At 72.7% G+C, this 18,652-nt stretch carries 16 protein-coding genes; 4 read left to right on the top strand and 12 right to left on the bottom strand.

Annotation, left to right across the window (positions count from 1 at the left end):
• Window positions 1–18 precede the first annotated feature (18 nt).
• A complete protein-coding gene (locus ACIA8N_RS15635) occupies window positions 19–2,157 on the bottom strand; it encodes a 3-hydroxyacyl-CoA dehydrogenase NAD-binding domain-containing protein (RefSeq protein WP_365780610.1) in 2,139 nt (712 codons plus the stop codon).
• Entirely contained in the window at window positions 2,154–3,368 is a 1,215-nt protein-coding gene (locus tag ACIA8N_RS15630) for an acetyl-CoA C-acyltransferase (protein WP_030146836.1), read from the bottom strand. Before ACIA8N_RS15630 ends, ACIA8N_RS15635 begins: the two co-directional genes overlap by 4 nt.
• A gap of 307 nt (window positions 3,369–3,675) precedes the next feature.
• On the opposite strand from ACIA8N_RS15630, the gene ACIA8N_RS15625 reads away from it, so the two are divergent.
• The gene (locus tag ACIA8N_RS15625) at window positions 3,676–4,797 is read left to right on the top strand and encodes an alpha/beta fold hydrolase (RefSeq protein ID WP_365780611.1); all 1,122 of its coding nucleotides are present in this window, start codon (window positions 3,676–3,678) and stop codon (window positions 4,795–4,797) included.
• 51 nt (window positions 4,798–4,848) lie between these two features.
• Here the strand turns inward: ACIA8N_RS15625 and ACIA8N_RS15620 are convergent, their stop codons facing one another.
• From ACIA8N_RS15620 to ACIA8N_RS15610, 3 genes are all read right to left on the bottom strand, one after another.
• Window positions 4,849–6,132, bottom strand: coding sequence for a ribonuclease D (locus ACIA8N_RS15620; protein ID WP_030549438.1), 1,284 nt, complete (start codon window positions 6,130–6,132; stop codon window positions 4,849–4,851).
• Window positions 6,133–6,214: 82 nt separating this feature from the next.
• Window positions 6,215–6,880: a response regulator transcription factor gene (locus ACIA8N_RS15615; RefSeq protein WP_030146833.1), complete on the bottom strand. Its 666-nt coding sequence runs from the start codon at window positions 6,878–6,880 to the stop codon at window positions 6,215–6,217.
• A 261-nt stretch (window positions 6,881–7,141) separates the two neighbouring features.
• Complete coding sequence (locus ACIA8N_RS15610; protein ID WP_365780612.1) at window positions 7,142–7,843, bottom strand: DUF3000 domain-containing protein; 702 nt, start codon at window positions 7,841–7,843, stop codon at window positions 7,142–7,144.
• A 91-nt stretch (window positions 7,844–7,934) separates the two neighbouring features.
• Here ACIA8N_RS15610 and hemE point away from each other — a divergent pair, with 91 nt between their 5' ends.
• Entirely contained in the window at window positions 7,935–9,011 is a 1,077-nt protein-coding gene (hemE, locus tag ACIA8N_RS15605) for a uroporphyrinogen decarboxylase (protein ID WP_365780613.1), read from the top strand.
• Between the two features lie 31 nt (window positions 9,012–9,042).
• Here hemE and ACIA8N_RS15600 read toward each other — a convergent pair whose 3' ends face one another.
• The 3 genes from ACIA8N_RS15600 to ACIA8N_RS15590 form a co-directional block, all read right to left on the bottom strand.
• Window positions 9,043–9,537 carry a hypothetical protein gene (locus tag ACIA8N_RS15600; protein WP_365780614.1) on the bottom strand — a complete coding sequence of 165 codons (495 nt, stop codon included), beginning with the start codon at window positions 9,535–9,537 and terminating at the stop codon, window positions 9,043–9,045.
• Window positions 9,538–9,603: 66 nt separating this feature from the next.
• Window positions 9,604–10,977: an FAD-dependent oxidoreductase gene (locus ACIA8N_RS15595; RefSeq protein WP_365780615.1), complete on the bottom strand. Its 1,374-nt coding sequence runs from the start codon at window positions 10,975–10,977 to the stop codon at window positions 9,604–9,606.
• Between the two features lie 9 nt (window positions 10,978–10,986).
• Window positions 10,987–12,003, bottom strand: coding sequence for a DUF4349 domain-containing protein (locus tag ACIA8N_RS15590; RefSeq protein ID WP_365780616.1), 1,017 nt, complete (start codon window positions 12,001–12,003; stop codon window positions 10,987–10,989).
• A 138-nt stretch (window positions 12,004–12,141) separates the two neighbouring features.
• Between ACIA8N_RS15590 and hemG the strand changes: the two genes are divergently transcribed.
• Window positions 12,142–13,605 carry a protoporphyrinogen oxidase gene (gene hemG, locus ACIA8N_RS15585; protein ID WP_365780617.1) on the top strand — a complete coding sequence of 488 codons (1,464 nt, stop codon included), beginning with the start codon at window positions 12,142–12,144 and terminating at the stop codon, window positions 13,603–13,605.
• Window positions 13,606–13,622: 17 nt separating this feature from the next.
• Window positions 13,623–14,336: a hydrogen peroxide-dependent heme synthase gene (gene hemQ, locus ACIA8N_RS15580; RefSeq protein ID WP_365780618.1), complete on the top strand. Its 714-nt coding sequence runs from the start codon at window positions 13,623–13,625 to the stop codon at window positions 14,334–14,336.
• 153 nt (window positions 14,337–14,489) lie between these two features.
• Here the strand turns inward: hemQ and ACIA8N_RS15575 are convergent, their stop codons facing one another.
• From ACIA8N_RS15575 to ACIA8N_RS15560, 4 genes are all read right to left on the bottom strand, one after another.
• A complete protein-coding gene (locus tag ACIA8N_RS15575) occupies window positions 14,490–15,251 on the bottom strand; it encodes a TIGR04222 domain-containing membrane protein (protein ID WP_365780619.1) in 762 nt (253 codons plus the stop codon).
• 60 nt (window positions 15,252–15,311) lie between these two features.
• Window positions 15,312–16,403, bottom strand: coding sequence for a TIGR04222 domain-containing membrane protein (locus ACIA8N_RS15570; RefSeq protein WP_399416470.1), 1,092 nt, complete (start codon window positions 16,401–16,403; stop codon window positions 15,312–15,314).
• Window positions 16,400–17,854 (bottom strand): DUF692 domain-containing protein, encoded by a 1,455-nt coding sequence (locus tag ACIA8N_RS15565; RefSeq protein ID WP_365780621.1) that lies wholly within the window; start codon window positions 17,852–17,854, stop codon window positions 16,400–16,402. The genes ACIA8N_RS15570 and ACIA8N_RS15565 overlap by 4 nt, the downstream gene beginning before the upstream one ends.
• 82 nt (window positions 17,855–17,936) lie before the next feature.
• A complete protein-coding gene (locus tag ACIA8N_RS15560) occupies window positions 17,937–18,635 on the bottom strand; it encodes a peptidyl-tRNA hydrolase (protein WP_365780622.1) in 699 nt (232 codons plus the stop codon).
• Window positions 18,636–18,652: the final 17 nt, after the last annotated feature.

Below are 18,652 nucleotides of genomic sequence, written 5' to 3'. Positions count from 1 at the left end.
TCACACGTACCGGGGGTGTTACGCCGGGACGCTCGCCACGCCCTGCGCGAGGAAGCGCTTGCCGTTGACGCGCTCGGACACGCCCTCACGGTCCAGGTACGGCGTGATGCCGCCCAGGTGGAAGGGCCAGCCCGCACCGGTGATCAGGCAGAGGTCGATGTCCTGCGCCTCGGCGACGACACCCTCCTCCAGCATCAGACCGATCTCCTGCGCCACCGCGTCCAGGACGCGGTCGCGGACCTGCTCCTCGGTCAGGACGGAGTCGCCCTGCTTGAGGAGGGCGGCGACCTCCGGGTCGAGCTCCGGCTTGAAGCCGTTCTCGGGCTTGTAGACGTAGAAGCCGCGCTTGCCGGCCTCGACGACGGCCTTCAGGTTGGGGGAGACGGTGAAGCGCTCCGGGAAGGCGCGGTTCAGGGTCTCGGAGACGTGCAGACCGATGGCCGGGCCGACGAGCTCCAGGAGGACCAGCGGGGACATCGGCAGACCGAGCGGCTCGATGGCCTTCTCGGCCGTCTCGACCGACGTGCCCTCGTCGATGACGTTCTGGATCTCGCCCATGAAGCGGGTCAGGATGCGGTTCACGACGAACGCCGGGGCGTCCTTCGTCAGGACCGCGGTCTTCTTCAGCTTCTTCGCCACGCCGAAGGCGGTGGCGAGGGAGGCGTCGTCCGTCTGCTCGCCGCGGACGATCTCCAGGAGCGGGAGGATCGCGACCGGGTTGAAGAAGTGGAAGCCGACCACGCGCTCCGGGTGCTGGAGCTTCGACGCCATCTCGGAGACCGAGAGCGAGGAGGTGTTGGTGGCGAGGATCGCGTGCGCCGGGGCGACCGCCTCGACCTCCGCGAACACCTTCTGCTTGACCGACATCTCCTCGAACACGGCCTCGATGATGAAGTCCGCGTCGGCGAAGCCCGCGGCCTTGTCGAGGACACCCGAGACCAGGCCCTTGAGGCGGTTGGCCTTGTCCTGGTTGATACGGCCCTTGCCGAGCAGCTTCTCGATCTCGGCGTGGACGTAGCCCACACCCTTGTCGACGCGCTCCTGGTCGATGTCGGTCAGGACGACCGGCACCTCCAGGCGGCGCAGGAAGAGCAGGGCCAGCTGCGAGGCCATCAGACCGGCGCCGACGACACCGACCTTGGTGACCGGGCGGGCCAGCGACTTGTCCGGGGCGCCGGCGGGGCGCTTGGCGCGCTTCTGCACCAGGTTGAAGGCGTAGATGCCGGAGCGCAGCTCGCCGCCCATGATCAGGTCCGCGAGGGCCTGGTCCTCGGCGTCGAAGCCCTTCTGCAGGTCCCCGTCCTTGGCGGCCTCGATGATGTCGAGGGCGCGGTAGGCGGCCGGGGCGGCGCCGTGCACCTTGGAGTCGGCGACGGCACGGCCCTTGGCGACGGCCTGGTCCCAGCCCTCGCCGCGGTCGATCTCGGGGCGCTCCACGGTCAGCGAGCCGTTCAGGACGGAGGCCGTCCAGATCAGCGACTGCTCCAGGAAGTCCGCGCCCTCGAACAGCGCGTCGGCGATGCCGAGCTCGAAGACCTGCTTGCCCTTGAGCTGGCGGTTCTGGTTCAGCGAGTTCTCGATGATGACCGAGACGGCCTTCTCGGCGCCGATCAGGTTGGGCAGGATGGCGCAGCCGCCCCAGCCGGGCACCAGGCCGAGGAAGACCTCGGGCAGCGAGAAGGCCGGCAGGGCCTTCGACACGGTGCGGTAGGTGCAGTGCAGACCGACCTCGACGCCGCCGCCCATGGCCGCGCCGTTGTAGTACGCGAAGGTCGGCACGGCGAGCGCGGAGAGACGCTTGAAGACGTCGTGGCCGCCCTTGCCGATGGCGAGCGCCTCGTCGTGCTTCTTCAGCAGCTCGACGCCCTTGAGGTCGGCGCCGACGGCGAAGATGAACGGCTTGCCGGTGATGCCGACGCCGGTGATCTCACCGTTGGCGGCCTCCGCCTCGACCTGGTCGATCGCCGTGTTCAGGTTGGCGAGCGACTGCGGACCGAAGGTGGTCGGCTTGGTGTGGTCGAAGCCGTTGTCCAGCGTGATGAGCGCGAACCGGCCCGCACCCGCGGGCAGTTCGAAGTGGCGGACGTGGGCGCTGGTGACGACCTCGTCCGGGAAGAGCTCCGCGGCGCCCTTCAGAAGCTCGGCGGTGGTGCTCACTTGCCCTCCCAGTGGGGGTTTTCCCAGATGACCGTGGCGCCCATGCCGAAGCCGACGCACATCGTGTTGAGGCCGTAGCGGACCTGCGGGTTCTCCTCGAACTGGCGGGCCAGCTGCGTCATCAGACGGACGCCGGAGGAGGCGAGCGGGTGGCCGTAGGCGATGGCGCCGCCGTACTGGTTGACGCGGGCGTCGTCGTCGGCGATGCCGTAGTGCTCCAGGAAGGCGAGGACCTGGACCGCGAAGGCCTCGTTGATCTCGAAGAGGTCGATGTCCTCGATCGAGAGACCGGCCTTGGCCAGCGCCTTCTCGGTCGCGGGGATCGGGCCGTAGCCCATGACCTCGGGCTCGACGCCGGCGAAGGCGTACGAGACCAGGCGCATCTTCACCGGGAGGTCGTGCTCGCGGGCGAAGTCCTCGGAGGCGATGATCGAGGCGGTGGCGCCGTCGTTGAGACCGGCCGCGTTGCCCGCGGTCACGTTGCCGTGGACGCGGAACGGCGTCTTCAGGTTGGCGAGCGACTCCAGGGTGGTGCCCGGACGCATCGGCTCGTCGGCGGTGACCAGGCCCCAGCCGGTCTCACCGGTGGAGGCGTCGGTGCGGCGCACCGAGATCGGCACCAGGTCCTGCTGGATCTTGCCGTCGGCGTACGCCTTGGCGGCCTTCTCCTGCGAGCGCACGGCGTACTCGTCGGCGCGCTGCTTGGTGATGCTCGGGTAGCGGTCGTGCAGGTTCTCGGCGGTCATGCCCATGAACAGGGCGGACTCGTCGACGAGCTTCTCCGACACGAAGCGCGGGTTCGGGTCGACGCCCTCGCCCATGGGGTGACGGCCCATGTGCTCGACGCCACCGGCGATGACGGCGTCGTACGCGCCGAACGCGATGGAGCCGGCGACGCTCGTCACGGCGGTGAGGGCACCGGCGCACATGCGGTCGATCGAGTAGCCCGGCACCGACTGCGGCAGCCCGGCCAGGATGCCCGCCGTGCGGCCGAGGGTCAGACCCTGGTCACCGATCTGCGTGGTCGCGGCGATGGCGACCTCGTCGATCTTCGCGGGGTCGAGGCCGGGGTTGCGGCGCAGCAGCTCCCGGATGGCCTTGACGACGAGGTCGTCGGCGCGGGTCTCGTGGTAGATGCCCTTCGGGCCCGCCTTGCCGAACGGGGTGCGGACGCCGTCGACGAAGACGACGTCCCTGACGCTACGAGGCACGATGGCTCTCCTCCAGGGTGCGGGGTGGCACTGCTGCTGCGGCACACGCCTAAGCGTGCGCTTGCTTCTCCCATGCTACTTGTGAGTAACCGGGCTGCCCAGCCCCTGAGGGGCAAGCGGCGAAGGTCACACCCCGAGGATCCCACCGGCCGGGCCGCGCGCCCCCCGCGTACGCCCGACCGTTGGAACGGTCCCGCCCGCCGATGGCCCAGAGCGGCGGCCGCGTCGCGGTGTCGGCCCGCACCGGCGGGCGCAGTCTGGCCGGGCCGGGGCACGAGGCCCCGAGCTGCGCACAGAACGGACTCCTATGGCGATCGTCACCACCGACCACAAGGTCCCGCACATCTCGACCGTCCCCGCGAACGTGGACGTGCCGGTCGAGCTCTTCGTACGCGAGCGGCGCGACACGTCCCTCACCGGTCCGCGCAAGCCGGTCCTGATGCTCCACGGCCGGAGCGTCCCGGTGCTCGCGGGCTTCGACCTCCGGCACGAGTCGTACAGCTGGGCCGAAGCGCTGGCGAAGGCCGGCTACGACGTCTTCATGATGGACCTCCAGGGCTCCGGCCTCTCGCCGCGTCCGAAGATGGACGACCCCTGCAACGTCAACCCCGCCCACCAGCACCTGCTGACCCCGAGGCCACCGGACTTCACCCCCTGTGCGCCGAGCTACCCGTACCAGCTGACCAACTCGTACAGCGACCGGGACGAACTGAACACCGTCGTGGAGTTCATCCGCGCCGAGTGCAAGGTGGAGAAGGTCGCCTTCATCGGCTGGTCCGCCGCCGCGTTCACCATGGGACCGTACGCGGTCAAGAACCCCAAGAAGGTCGAGAGCCTCTTCCTGCTGGCGCCGATCTTCCCGCCCCTCGCCACGTCGGACGCACCGGACCCGCTGCCGAGGCCGGGCTTCCCGACCTTCCTCAGCACGAAGAACGGAACCTGGAACAGCTGGGGCGAGGAAGCGCCCTGCGACGGGCAGCGCGACCCCGCCATGAAGGACGTCGTGTGGGACGCGATCATGCAGAGCGACCCGATCGGCAGTCAGTGGGGGCCCCCGGAGGGCCTCAACCGGATCAGGAACTTCGTCCGCTGGGGATGGAACAACACCACGGCGGCGCAGGGCGGAGTGCTCGGCGGCGACGTGCCCGTGCTCATGGTGTACGGGGAGTACGACAAGCAGGTGAACACGGTACCGCCCAACCCGAACGTGGAACTCAACTTCTCGGTCCCCGCGCTCTACGAAGCCGTGGCGGGTGACCACAAGCTGATGGTCAAGCTGGCCTGCGCGGGACACTCGGTGGTGTGGGAGATGCAGCACAAGAACGTGCACAACCTCTCCAAGCACTGGCTCAAGCACCTCAAGGTCGACGGCAAGACCCAGGGCGTCTTCGACATGGACACCGCGGGGAACCTCAGCCCGGCCCCGTAGGACGACGAAGCCCCCGGCGCCCTCTCGGGCGTCGGGGGCTTCTGGACGGGCTCACGCAGTCACGGTGAGCGCCTCCACCAGCAGCGGGGTCACCAGTTCGACCTGCCACGGGCGGGCACCGTGGCCCGCCAGGGCCTCGGCCACACCCGCCGCGTCGGCAGGCACCGGCGGCTCCCAGCAGACCCGCCGTACCGTGTCCGGCGTGATCAGGTTCTCCTGCGGAAGGTTCAGCTCCTCGGCGAGTGCCGAGACCGCCGCACGGGCCGCCGACAGGCGGGCCGCCGCGACCGGGTCCTTGTCCGCCCAGGCGCGCGGCGGGGGAGGCCCCGCCACCTGCTGGCCGGGCTGCGGCAGCTCGTTCTCCGGCAGGGCCCTGGCCCGGTCCACCGCCGCCTGCCACTGCTCCAGCTGACGGCGGCCCATCCGGTGGCCGAAACCGGGCAGCGCCGTGAGCGCGGCCAGGTTCACCGGCACCGCGAGCGCCGCCTCCACGATCGCCGCGTCGCTCAGCACCTTGCCGGGGGAGACGTCCCGCCGCTGGGCGACCTGGTCACGGGCCGTCCACAGCTCCCGTACGACCGCCATCTGCCGCCGGCGCCGCACCTTGTGCATGCCGGAGGTCCGGCGCCACGGGTCCTTGCGCGGCGGGGCGGGCGGGGCCGAGGCGATGGCGTCGAACTCCTGGTGCGCCCACTCCAGCTTCCCCTGGCGGTCGAGCTCCTTCTCCAGGGCGTCCCGCAGGTCGACGAGGAGTTCGACGTCGAGGGCCGCGTACCGCAGCCAGGGCTCGGGCAGCGGGCGGGTGGACCAGTCCACCGCGGAGTGGCCCTTCTCCAGGGCGTAGCCGAGGACGGACTCGACCATCGCGCCGAGGCCGACCCGCGGGAAGCCCGCGAGGCGCCCGGCCAGCTCGGTGTCGAACAGCGAGGTCGGCAGCATGCCTATGTCGCGCAGGCACGGCAGGTCCTGGGTCGCGGCGTGCAGGATCCACTCGGTCCCGGCGAGCGCCTCGCCGAGCCCCGAGAGGTCGGGGCAGCCCACCGGGTCGATGAGCGCGGTGCCCGCGCCCTCGCGGCGGAGCTGGACGAGATAGGCGCGCTGCCCGTAGCGGTAGCCGGAGGCGCGCTCGGCGTCCACGGCGACGGGGCCGCTGCCGGCGGCGAAGGCGGCGATCACCTCGGCGAGGGCGTCCTCGGTCTCGACGACGGGCGGAATCCCCTCGCGGGGCTCCAGCAACGGGATCGGAAGCCCATTCGCAGGGACATCGTCGTCCGGGGGGCCGCCCCCGGTGGTGCGCAGTGCTGTGTCTGCTGCGGTCTCTTGGGCGTCGGTCACCTGTCAAGGGTATCGGTCAACGGCAAGCGCCTGTCGACGGAACGTTCCGTCGACAGGCGCTCGCCGTTCGTCAACCCGTCTGTCAGTGGATGATCCCCGTCCGCAGGGCCACCGCGACCATGCCGGCGCGGTCGCCGGTGCCCAGCTTGCGGGCGATGCGGGCGAGGTGGCTCTTCACGGTGAGGGCGGACAGGCCCATGGAGACGCCGATCGCCTTGTTCGACTGGCCCTCCGCGACGAGCCGGAGCACCTCGACCTCCCGGCCTGAGAGCTCGCGGTAGCCGCCCGGGTGGCTCGGGGCACCCGGGGGGCGGCGGTGGCCGAGACGGGAGGCCGCGGCGCCGATGGGGGCGGCGCCGGGGCGGGTGGGGTGACCGATGTTGTTCCGGGTCCCGGTGACGACGTAGCCCTTCACGCCGCCCGCCAGGGCGTTGCGCACGGCGCCGATGTCATCGGCGGCCGAGAGGGCGAGGCCGTTGGGCCAGCCCGCGGCGCGGGTCTCGGACAGCAGGGTCAGACCGCTGCCGTCGGGCAGATGGACGTCGGCCACGCAGATGTCGCGCGGGTTGCCGACGCGGGGACGTGCCTCCGCGATGGACGAAGCCTCGATCACGTCGCGTACTCCGAGGGCCCACAGGTGGCGGGTCACGGTGGAGCGGACGCGCGGGTCGGCCACGACAACCATGGCCGTCGGCTTGTTCGGGCGGTAGGCGACCAGGCTTGCGGGCTGCTCGAGGAGAACGGACACCAGGCCTCCTGGGGGGAAGGGTGCGGGACGGAGCCGGCTCGGGGAAGAAGCCGGGGGCGAACCCGTGCTGAGAAGGGGTCACTGACTCCTTCGGCAGCTGGGCCGCCCGCCTTTAGGGAAAGATCACGATTTGGTGAGTAACAATTAGGGCAATTCGGACGCGTGATCGATCATCCTACGAGTGGCCCCCGCTCCTTCACCCCTGCGAGCGAGTGCCGGAGCCCCGTTCGGACCCCCGCGGAAGTGGCCTGATCTCGCCCCTCAGGGCTGCTGAGGCCCCCGCCGCTGAGGCAACGAGACGATCCCCGCACCGGACACCGTCCCCGTCGCTCCCGCCGTCGGCTCGGCCGGCGCGGGCGGCAGCCCCGCGATCTGGCAGAGCAGATCGCACCAGGCCGCCAGGTGCGCCCCCGTGTCCGGCACCCCGCCCAGCCCCTCACGCGGCGTCCAGGACGCCCGGATCTCGATCTGTGTCGCCGGCCTGCGGTCCGCGAGCCCGCCGAAGTAGTGCGAGCCCGCCATCGTGACGGTCCCGCTGGCCTCCCCGTACGCGAGCCCGCGCGCCTCCATCGCACCGGTCAGCCAGGACCAGCAGACCTCCGGCAGTAGCGGATCCGCCGCCATCTCCGGCTCCAGCTCCGCCCTCACCAGCGTCACGAGCCGGAACGTGCCCTTCCAGGCCTCGTGTCCTTCCGGATCGTGCAGCAGCACGAGACGGCCGTCCGCCAGGTCCTCCTCGCCGTCCACGACGGCCGCCTCCACCGCGTACGCGTACGGCGCGAGGCGCTGCGGCGGCCTCGTCGGATCGATCTCGACCTCGGGCCGCAACCGCGCCGAGCGCAACGCCTCCACCGCCCGCCGGAACGCCGGTGGCACCGGGTTCGACTCCGTACTGTCCGCCGTTTCGTCCGTCCCTCGATCGCCGTCGGAATGATCGGAAAAATGTCCCTGAGCCGCAGCCATGCGGGGAAGAGTAGGCGGAACGGGCCCTTCGCGCAGGGAGGGACACCCGGCCCGGACGAGCGGCTTCCCGCCACATGCGAAGATTCTGGGCGTGAGTGCCAACGACAGCCCGCAGGGCCAGCAGACGAAGCAGCAGTCGCGGACGTACGACTCCGCGTTCCTCAAGGCATGCAGGCGCGAGCCGGTGCCGCACACGCCCGTCTGGTTCATGCGGCAGGCCGGGCGCTCCCTCCCCGAGTACCTGAAGGTCCGCGAGGGCATCCCCATGCTCGAGTCGTGCATGCGCCCCGAGCTGGTCAAGGAGATCACGCTCCAGCCGGTACGCCGCCACAAGGTCGACGCCGCCATCTACTTCAGCGACATCGTCGTCCCCCTCAAGGCCATCGGGATCGACCTCGACATCAAGCCCGGCGTCGGCCCGGTCGTCGCCGACCCGATCCGTACCCGCGCCGACCTGGCCCGGCTGCGCGACCTGACCCCCGAGGACGTCCACTACGTCACCGAGGCCATCGGCATGCTCACCGAGGAACTCGGCGAGACCCCGCTCATCGGCTTCGCGGGCGCGCCCTTCACCCTCGCGAGCTACCTCGTCGAGGGCGGCCCCTCGCGCAGCCACGAGCACACCAAGGCGCTCATGTACGGCGACCCGCAGCTCTGGGCCGACCTGCTCGACCGCCTCGCCGAGATCACCTCGGCCTTCCTCAAGGTCCAGATCGAGGCCGGCGCCTCCGCCGTCCAGCTCTTCGACTCCTGGGTCGGCGCCCTCGCGCCCGCCGACTACCGCCGCTCGGTGATGCCGGCCTCCGTGAAGGTCTTCGACGCCGTCGCCGGCTACGGCGTCCCGCGCATCCACTTCGGCGTGGGTACGGGCGAGCTGCTCGGCCTCATGGGCGAGGCCGGCGCGGACGTCGTCGGCGTCGACTGGCGCGTCCCGCTCGACGAGGCCGCCCGCCGCGTCGGCCCCGGCAAGGCGCTCCAGGGCAATCTGGACCCCGCCGTGCTCTTCGCCTCGCGTGAGGTCGTGGAGGCCAAGACGGACGAGGTCCTGGCCGCCGCGCGCGATCTCGAGGGGCACGTCTTCAACCTGGGCCACGGCGTCATGCCGGCGATGGACCCGGACGCCCTGAGCCGCCTCGTCGAGTACGTGCACACGCGGACGGCCGTCTGACGGCCGTCCGCGTGCGGGTCGGGCGAGGTCATTACTCGCAGTTGACCGGCGCGTTGCCCGTGTTCACCTGGCAGGCGTCGAAGCCGTCGCCGCCGTTGGCGGTGCCGTTGTTGACGTTGACCCTGAGGTAGTCGTTGCCGGCGTTGCCGCGGACGGCGCCGCTCGCGGTGAGCAGGCCGTCCACGACGAGGTAGTCCGACTCCTCGTTGCCCGCGATGACGCCGCTGACCACGACGTTCGAGCGCGACGTGATGTAGTCGCGGCCCAGGCCGCCGGTGACGGTGCCGGCGGTCGGGCCGGTCAGGGCGATGTAGTCGTTGCCGCCGAGACCGTTGACCTGGTGGCCGGGGTCGACCGACGAACACACGATGTAGTCGCTGCCCGGTGTGCCGTTCACGACCGGTCCCGACCGCGGGATCCCGTTGACGCTGCAGGCGGTCACCGCGTGCGCGGGGGCCGCGGACAGGGCGAGCGGGGCGATGACGAGGGAGGCGGCGCAGAGCGCACGCGCGGTGTGTCTGATCATGCGACCAGACACTCACGGTGACGAGGAGCGCGCAATCCGTCACCGCCCGTCACGCCGCCGCTCGGGTCATCCCGCCGCCCGAACAGCCGCCGTCGCCTTCCGGGCCGCGACCAGGACCGGGTCCCACACCGGCGAGAACGGCGGCGCGTACCCCAGGTCCAGGGCCGTCATCGCCTCCACCGTCATCCCCGCCGTCAGCGCCACCGCCGCGATGTCCACCCGCTTCGCCGCGCCCTCACGGCCCACGATCTGCACACCCAGCAGCCGTCCCGTACGCCGCTCGGCCAGCATCTTCACCGTCATCGGCGCGGCCCCCGGGTAGTACCCCGCCCGGCTCGTCGACTCGATCGTCACCGTCACGTACCGCAGCCCCACCTCACGGGCGTCCTTCTCCCGCAGGCCCGTCCGCGCGATCTCCAGGTCGCACACCTTCGACACCGCCGTCCCCACCACCCCGGGGAACGTCGCGTAGTCACCGCCCACGTTCGCGCCGATGACCTGGCCGTGCTTGTTCGCGTGCGTCCCCAGCGGCACGTACCGCTCCCGGCCCGAGACCAGGTCCAGGACCTCCACGCAGTCGCCGCCCGCCCAGATGTTCCCCTGCCCCCTGACCCGCATCGCCAGATCCGTGAGCAGTCCGCCGTGCGCCCCGAGCGGCAGCCCCGCCGCCCCCGCGAGCGAGGTCTCCGGCACCACGCCCATGCCGAGGACCACCACGTCCGCCGGATACTCGGCGTCCTCCGTCGCCACCGCCCGGACCCGGCCGTCCTCCCCCGTCAGGACCTTCGTGACCTCCGCGGAGGCGACCGTCGTGATCCCCAGGCCGTCCATCGCCCGGTGCACCAGACGGCCCATGTCCGGGTCCAGCGTCGCCATCGGCTGCTCGCCCCGGTGCAGGACCGTCACCTCGTAGCCCCGGCCGAGCAGCGCCTCCGCCATCTCCACGCCGATGTAACCCGCGCCGACAACGACCGCCCGCCGCCCCGGAGTCCGGTCGAGCGAGTCCAGCAGCGCCTGCCCGTCGTCCAGGGTCTGCACCCCGTGCACCCCCGGCGCGTCGATCCCCGGGAGCGCCGGGCGCTTCGGCCGCGCCCCCGTCGCGATCACCAGTTTGTCGAAACCCGTCCAGTCCTCCGTACCCGCCTCCAGATCCCGCGTACGGACCCGCTGACCGGGCACGTCGATCGCCGTCACCTCCGTCCGCATCCGCAGATCGATCGCACGCTCCCGGTGCTCCCCGGGAGAACGGGCGATCAGCTCGTCGAGGGCGGAGACGTCGCCCCCGACCCAGTACGGGATGCCACAGGCCGAGTACGAGGAGAAGTGACCGCGCTCGAAGGCGACGATCTCCAACTCCTCGGGGCCCTTGAGCCTGCGCGCCTGCGACGCGGCGGACATCCCCGCCGCGTCACCACCGATCACTACCAGTCGTTCCCTCATGAGAAGAAACTACTTCTCGGGGGTCTCCGCGGGCTCGGAAGTCACGGGTGCCCCCGCGGCGTTGCGGGCGACGGCCGGGACGTCGGACGTGGCCGTCGTGCGGGTGGTGCGGGCCGCGCGGCGCGGGCGGATGAGACGGGCCCAGAGCACGTAGCCGATCAGCGCCACCGCGAGCCACGGGGCCAGGGCCGCCAGGACCACGCCGATCCAGGCCACCGCGCCGACCAGCGCGTTCCACCCGCCGCTCAGGGCGTCGCCGAAACCGGGACGGCCGTCCTCGGGCTTCTCCTCGGCGAGCGGCTTCTCCTTCTGCGTCAGTTCGAGGGTGATCGTCGCCAGGGACGTCTTGTCCTTCAGCGAGGACTGCTGGGCGAGCAGCGACTCCAGATCCGCCTGACGGCGGCTCAGCTCGCCCTCAAGGGTCACGATGTCGGCCAGCTTCTCCGCCCGCTGCATCAGCGCCCGCACCCGCGCCACGCTCGCGCGCTGGGTGGCGATCCGGCTCTCCACGTCCACCACCTGCTCGGTGACGTCCTTGGCGTCCGCCTTGCGGGCGAGCAGCTTCCCCGCCCCCGCGAGGTCGGTGAGGACGGAGTCGTACCGCTCCTGCGGCACCCGCAGCACGAGGTGGGAGGTGACGTGGCCCTCGTCGACCCGTTCCGTCGTCTCGTTCTCCACATGACCGCCCGCTGTCGCCGCCACCCGGCGGGCCGTGGCCAGGGCCTTCGTGACGTCGCCGACCTCCACGGTGAGGGACGCGGTACGGATGACGTGCTGCTGCTGTGCGGGGGCCTTCGGCTGCGCCGTGGCCTGCTCGCTCCCCGAGGAACCGTCGGCGGCGCCCTGGCCCGGGGCCTCCGCCATGCCGCCCTTGTCCGCTTCGGCGGGCCTCGCCGCGCTCGGACCCGACTTCCCCGAGCCCGCGTCCGCGCCTCCGGCGCCGCAGCCGGTCAGGACCAGTGCGGCCGTCAGCAGTGCCGCGGCCGCCGCGGCCCGCGTTCTCGCCGGCGTTCGTGCGTTTCGCATCGCGTCCCCCCAGGGGTGGTGGTGAGTGTCGCCCCTTCGACGTACGGGGCCCCCGGGCGGGTTGCCCTCCGGCGGTAGCGATGCGGTCACGGTCAGGCCTCGAAACGGGAGGCGCGGGCGATTTGAGAGAGTGGTCCCATGAACGCGGACACCACGGGACCCCATGTCGTCGTCGCCGGAGGCGGGATCGCCGGGCTCGCGGCCGCCCACCGGCTCGCGCTCGCCGGCCACCGGGTGACCCTCCTCGAAGCGGGGCCCCGGCTCGGCGGCAAGCTCCTCGCAGGGGAGATCGCGGGCGCACCCGTCGACCTCGGCGCCGAGTCGCTGCTCGCCCGCCGCCCCGAGGCGGTCGCCCTCGCCAGGGCCGTCGGCCTCGGCGACCGGCTCCAGGCGCCCGTCACCACCACCGCGTCCGTCTGGTCCAGGGGCGCACTCGTCCCCATGCCCAAGGGGCACGTCATGGGCGTCCCCGGCGACGCCCACGCGGTCGACGGGCTCCTCTCCGAGGAGGGCGTGCGCCGCATCGGCCGCGACGGCGAACTGCCCCCGACCGACATCGGAGAGGACATCGCCATCGGCGCGTACGTCGCCGACCGCATGGGCCACGAGGTCGTCGACCGGCTCGTGGAGCCGCTCCTCGGCGGGGTGTACGCCGGTGACGCCTACCGCATCTCGATGCGGGCCGCCGTCCCCGCCCTCTTCGAGGCCGCCCGCCGCCACCCCACGCTCACCGCCGCCGTCCGCGCCGTCCAGCAGGCCGGGGCGACCGTCCCCGCCGACGCGGCGGGCGCCGCCACCGGCCTCGGCGGCTCCGTCTTCCTCGGCATCGAAGGCGGTGTCGGCACCCTGCCCGGCGCGGTCGCCGACGCGATCCGCGCCGCCGGCGGCACGATCCTCACCGACGCCCCCGTGACGGAGCTGCGCCGCACCGGCCCCACCGGCTGGCAGGTGGTGAGCGGCGACCGGGTCCTCACCGCCGACGCCGTCGTCCTCGCCACCCCCGCGGGACCCGCGGCGGCGCTCCTCGCCCCGCACGCGCCCGCCGCCTCCGCGGAGCTCGACGCCGTCGCCTACGCCTCCATGGCCCTGGTCACCCTCGCCTTCCGCCGCTCCGACATGCCCGCCCTGGCCGGCTCGGGCTTCCTCGTGCCGCCCGTCGACGGGCACACGATCAAGGCCTCCACCTTCTCCTCGCGGAAGTGGGGCTGGGTCGCCGACGGCGCCCCCGACCTGTTCGTGCTGCGCACCTCCGTCGGCCGCCACGGCGAGGAGGAGCAGGTCCACCGCGAGGACGCCGACCTCGTCGCCGCCTCCCTGAAGGACCTCGCCGCCGCCACCGGGCTCGCCGCCCGCCCCGTCGCCACCACGGTCACCCGCTGGGCGGGCGGCCTTCCCCAGTACCCCGTCGGCCATCCCGCCCGGGTCGCCCGGGTCCGCGAGGCCGTCGCCGGCCTCCCCGGACTGCGGGTCGCGGGCGCCGCGTACGACGGTGTCGGCATCCCCGCGTGCATCGCCTCCGCCCATCGGGCGGCCGACGAGATCGCCGACGAGATCATCGCCACGTCGAAAAGGACCGACCCCGGTGCGGGGCACTCCCGGTGACGGGCGAGAATAGGCGTATGAGTGCGCCCGAAAAGATCCCGAACGCCGGTAAGAAGGCGAAGGACCTCAACGAGGTCATCCGCTACACCCTGTGGTCCGTGTTCAAGCTGCGCGATGTTCTTCCCGAGGACCGGAGCGGCTACGCCGACGAGGTCCAGGAGCTGTTCGACCAGCTCGCGGCCAAGGACATCACCGTCCGCGGCACGTACGACCTGTCCGGTCTGCGCGCCGACGCCGACGTCATGATCTGGTGGCACGCCGAGACGAGCGACGAGCTCCAGGAGGCGTACAACCTCTTCCGCCGTACCCGCCTGGGCCGCGCCCTCGTGCCGGTCTGGTCGAACATGGCGCTGCACCGCCCCGCCGAGTTCAACAAGTCGCACATCCCGGCCTTCCTGGCCGACGAGAACCCCCGCGACTACGTCTCGGTCTACCCCTTCGTGCGCTCCTACGACTGGTACCTGCTGCCGGACGAGGACCGTCGCCGGATGCTCGCCGACCACGGCAAGATGGCCCGCGGCTACCCGGACGTGCGCGCCAACACGGTCGCGTCCTTCTCGCTCGGCGACTACGAGTGGCTCCTCGCCTTCGAGGCCGACGAGCTGCACCGCATCGTGGACCTCATGCGTCACCTGCGTGCCTCCGAGGCGCGGATGCACGTCCGCGAGGAGGTCCCGTTCTACACCGGTCGCCGCAGGAGCGTCGCCGAGCTCGTGGCGGGCCTGGCCTGACGGCCGTACGAAAACCTGGTGGCGGCCCGGCTCGGGCCGGGCACGCCACCCTCGACCCGGAAGATCAGACGGCAGGCGGGAACACCGCCTGCCGCTCCAGCGACACCGGGTCCGGCTCCGGGTGCGGCGCGCGTGATGCGCGCCGCACCGGCGTCATTTCCGGGCCGTTCGAGCCCCTAGGGCCGCCCGCAGCTCAGGTTCCAGGACCACCGGCCCTCGCGTCGCCAGGGCCGTCAGCGGGTCGGTGGGCGAGAGCCCCGCGAGCAGCCGCTGCCCGGCGGGGGACGCCCAGCGGGTGTACGGGTAGACCTCGATCCGCCCGATCAGCAGGCAGAGCCCCGACGCGAGCAGCGGCAGCGTGAACGCGGCGACGACCGGGGCCCGTTCGGCGGCGGGCACGAGAAGCGCAGCCACCGTGCCGAGCGCGAGGCTCAGCAGCAGTCCGGCCCGTACCGCCCGCAGCCCCGCGTCGATCTCCCGGCGGTGCGACTCCGGCACGGCGAGCCCCCGCTCGACGAGCCGCTCCGCGAGGAGGCGTACGCAGTCCGCCGCGGCGACCACCGGACGTACGGCGGGAATCGGCGACTGGCCGCCCCGCCCGATGGCGCCGATCACGGCCCGCTCCACCTCGTCCCCGTCCCCGTCCGCCGGGTTCGCGAAGTCCACGACCGTGGCCCAGCCGGTGTGGGCGAGCAGCAGCCGGCGCTCCCGGTGCATCGACACGAGGGTCAGATCGGTGACCCGCAGCGGACCGCCGGCGAGGTAGGCCGCCTCGCCGACGGTGAGTTCCGGCGTGATTCCGGCCGGCAGGCCGCCGTGGCCGGGCCGCGCGGCGGCCAGTGTGGCCCGGCAGAGCCGGGCACAGCCGACCCCGGCCACGACACACGCCACGAGCAGCAGGGGGACCCAGATCATCCCCGAGTTGTACGGGAGGCGGGGCTCGCCCGCCACTCGAATCCGTCAGCCGCAGCCCGGTCAGCTGCTGGAGCTGGAACACGAACTGCCGCTGGAACTGGAGCTGGAACACGAGCTGCCGCTGGAGCTGGAGCACGAGCTGCCGCCGGAGCCGGATCCGGAGCACGAGCTGCCTCCCCAGCCCCCGCCTCCGCCTCCGCCGCCCCCGCAGGCGGACCCTCCGCCGGAGCAGGACCCGGAGGAACAGGATCCACCGGGACCACCGGATCCGCCGGAGCCGCCCGACCCGCCTCCGCCGTAGGAGGGGCTGTCCCACGCGCACCACACGGTCGCCGCTCCGAGGGCCGCCCCCGAGGAGGAGTGCGTGGACACGTGCGGCGAAGGACGTCTGCCGCGTCCGGGCGCCGGCCGGTAGACCCGGGCGGCGGCGAGGAGTTGCTCCCGCAGCACCGGATCCGGCAGGGCCCGCAGCCCGTACAGGGCCACGAGATGGCCGGCGTCCGCGAGATGGCCGTACGCCCGCCCGTACGCGGCGACCGCGCTCCGGCCGGCGCCGGTGAGCTGCGCGGAGGCGATCGACCCGCAGACGGCACCGGTGATCCCGGCGGCGAACAGCACCGGCAGCACCGTGATGACGAACGGGAGCGAGAACTCCGGATCCGCGGCGAGGTCGATCACCGTGAGGAGCACCGAGACGGGGAGGAGCAGCAGGGCCGTGAGGCCGAGGGCGGCGCACCAGCGGACCGTGGTCCGCCGCGTCGCCGGGTCGACGACGAGACCGCGCGCCGCGAGACCGTCACCGATCTCCTGCACCGCCGGGTGCTGCATCACGGAGAGCCGCAGGTGGTGCAGGGCCCCGTGCGGGGCGGCCGCGAACTCCTGGAGCACGGCGCGCTCCACCGGGTCGTTCGCGGTGGGGCGGACGACGGCCACGATCCCGGGGCCGCCGATCGCGAGCCTGCCGTCCGCCTGGAGGGCGGCGAGGGCGGTGTCGACGACCCTGGCGGGCCCGCCGTTGAGGAAGGCGGCCTCGTACCGGTCGTGGACGGGCCCGCCGGGACCGCCGCGGGTCCGGACGACCCGGGTGATGACCAGGGCGATGGCCGCGGCGCCCGCGAGGTAGTAGACGACGGTCAGAAAGGTCATGGTCATCTCCTCACCAGGGCGTGACGGGCGGCTCGCGCGAGCCGGGTGGCGCGGTTCGGCGGGCGGCTGCCGGAACGGTCCTGCCACCACTCCGTGAGCCCGCGCCGTGCCACCGGATCCTCCGGCCGTCCGGCCAGCAGCAGGTGCTCGGTGAAGTCGAGGGCGTCCCGGCGGTAACCGCCGCTCATGGGGCGGGTCCTCGCGTAGGCGAGGAACGCGGGCCGGAAGCCCGTACCGAGGATCTCCGGCAGCTCGGGCGCGACCTTCGCGACCACTCCGGCCCGCTTGGCCGCGAGGGCCCGGCTCTGCACCCCGAGCCGCCGGGTGTCGAACCCCTCGGGGGCGGGCGTCCCGGCGACGAGCGCGGAGAGGAGCGAGGCCTGCGCGAGGCCGAGGCGCTGACGGGCGCCGTCGCAGGATTCCTGCTCGGGTACGGCGACCGGGACGGGGACGGGGGCGGGGCCGGGAACGGGGCCGCTGGGCATCGGCCCTCCCGAGACGCGGGCCCCGGCACCGATCAGCAACGGCTGCGCCGGGTCGGCGACGGCCCGGCGCAGTGCGGGGCCGAGCGAACGGGCACCGTGCTGGTGAGCCGTAGCCACCTGATCCGTACCGGAGGAACGTCCGCCCGCGGCCGTGGCCGCCACCGTCGAACGGATCACGTCCAGCTCGACGGCCAGCTCCTCCTCCGGAGGGAAGTCGTCGTCCCGCTCAAGCAGCACGCCCGGCGGCGACACCCGCGACGCCAGATCCGCGAGAACGTCGAGGACCGCCCGCGGCACGGGATGCGCGTGCGTGTCGTGCCAGACCCCGTCCCGCTCGACACCCCCCGCCACGTGCACGTACGCGATGGCCTCGACCGGCAGTTCGGACAGCGCCCGTGCCGGGTCCTCGCCCCGGTTGACGTGGTTGGTGTGCAGGTTGGCGACGTCGATGAGGAGCCGTACCCCCGTACGCTCCACCAGCTCCGCCAGGAACCGCCCTTCCGACATCTCCTCGCCCGGCCAGGCGACGAGCGCCGCGATGTTCTCCAGGGCGAGCGGCACGGGCAGCGCGTCCTGGGCGATCCGCACGTTCTCGCAGAGCACGTCGAGGGCGTCCCTGGTACGGGGCACCGGAAGCAGATGGCCCGCTTCCAGCAGCGGGGACGCCGTGAGCGGCCCCCCGGCCCGTACGAACGCGATGTGCTCCGTGACCAGTGGCGCCCCGAGCGCCACCGCCTTCTCGCCGAGCGCCGCGAGCCGCGCCGGGTCGGGCCGGTCCGCGCCCCCGAGCCCGAGCGAGACGCCGTGCGGGACGACCGTGACGCCGCGCTCGCGCAGCCTGGTCAGTGAGTCGGGCAGATGGTCCGCGCAGATGTTCTCCGCGACGACCTCCACCCAGTCGACGCCGGAGAGTCCCTCCACCGCCTCAGCGATCTCGGGGCGCCAGCCGATGCCGATGCCGAGTTCCGTCATGTCCCCCTCCTTCGGTCCTCAGTTGCCCACGTGATGACCCGGAAGGAAACGTTCGAACCGTGAGAGGGGAACGTTCAGAGCTTCATTTGAGGTTCGGGAACGCCGACACCACCGTGCACGAGCCCGGTGCGATCTCCGTGAACCCCGCGTCCCGCACCACCGGAAGCCCGCTCTCCGTCAGGGCGGCCCAGTCGCCCGGCGGCGCCGTCCGTACCGCGAGCGGAAAACCGGCCTCGCGCCAGGCCTCGCGCTCGTCCTCCGCCATCGCCCACCACAGCAGCTGCGCCCCGTGTCCGGCCTGCGCCATCGCCTTGCCCGCCGACATGTCGAGCACGGGACTGAGCCACAGCACCGCCACGCCCTCGGGGACGGGTTCCGGCGCGGCCGGGTCGTCGAGGTCGGTGCCGGAGACCTGGAGCTTGGCCAGCTCCTTGGGCCAGCCGTCGAGCGGGACCGGTGGGAAGACCCGTACCTCCGCCTCCTTGCCGGTCACCGTGATCCCCGGGAGGGCCTCCGCCCGCCGCCACTCCCCGCCGCGCGCCCGCCGCACCACCTTGCGGATCCTGGCGTCCTGCCAGTCGGTCATGACCCGCGCCCACTCGCCCTCGCCGAGGGAGCGGTCGTCGGTCAGGATCTCCAGGACGGCGCGGGCGGCGGTCTCCAGGGCGTCGGTACGGGCGGGCGGGGCGTCACGCTCGATGCGGACGACCAGGGGGAGGACGAACTGGGGCTTCTCGTCGCGGAGATCGGGGGCGCGGGGATCGGTCACGTTGCTGCTCACCCGGCAAGTCTGCCACT

Origin of the sequence: Streptomyces sp. NPDC051822 (genome assembly GCF_044452745.1) — a bacterium.
Taxonomy (GTDB): domain Bacteria; phylum Actinomycetota; class Actinomycetes; order Streptomycetales; family Streptomycetaceae; genus Streptomyces.
Note: the sequence above shows the minus strand (reverse complement) of the source record. Positions and strands in the feature narration are given on the sequence as shown.

Bases quoted from the DNA above. Each gene is read 5' to 3' on its own strand.
- ACIA8N_RS15625 (WP_365780611.1), top strand. From the start codon at position 3,676: ATGGCGATCGTCACCACCGACCACAAGGTCCCGCACATCTCGACCGTC.
- ACIA8N_RS15610 (WP_365780612.1), bottom strand. From the start codon at position 7,843: ATGGCTGCGGCTCAGGGACATTTTTCCGATCATTCCGACGGCGATCGA.
- ACIA8N_RS15600 (WP_365780614.1), bottom strand. From the start codon at position 9,537: ATGATCAGACACACCGCGCGTGCGCTCTGCGCCGCCTCCCTCGTCATC.
- ACIA8N_RS15595 (WP_365780615.1), bottom strand. From the start codon at position 10,977: ATGAGGGAACGACTGGTAGTGATCGGTGGTGACGCGGCGGGGATGTCC.
- ACIA8N_RS15590 (WP_365780616.1), bottom strand. From the start codon at position 12,003: ATGCGAAACGCACGAACGCCGGCGAGAACGCGGGCCGCGGCGGCCGCG.
- hemG (WP_365780617.1), top strand. From the start codon at position 12,142: ATGAACGCGGACACCACGGGACCCCATGTCGTCGTCGCCGGAGGCGGG.
- hemQ (WP_365780618.1), top strand. From the start codon at position 13,623: ATGAGTGCGCCCGAAAAGATCCCGAACGCCGGTAAGAAGGCGAAGGAC.
- ACIA8N_RS15575 (WP_365780619.1), bottom strand. From the start codon at position 15,251: ATGATCTGGGTCCCCCTGCTGCTCGTGGCGTGTGTCGTGGCCGGGGTC.
- ACIA8N_RS15570 (WP_399416470.1), bottom strand. From the start codon at position 16,403: ATGACCATGACCTTTCTGACCGTCGTCTACTACCTCGCGGGCGCCGCG.
- ACIA8N_RS15565 (WP_365780621.1), bottom strand. From the start codon at position 17,854: ATGACGGAACTCGGCATCGGCATCGGCTGGCGCCCCGAGATCGCTGAG.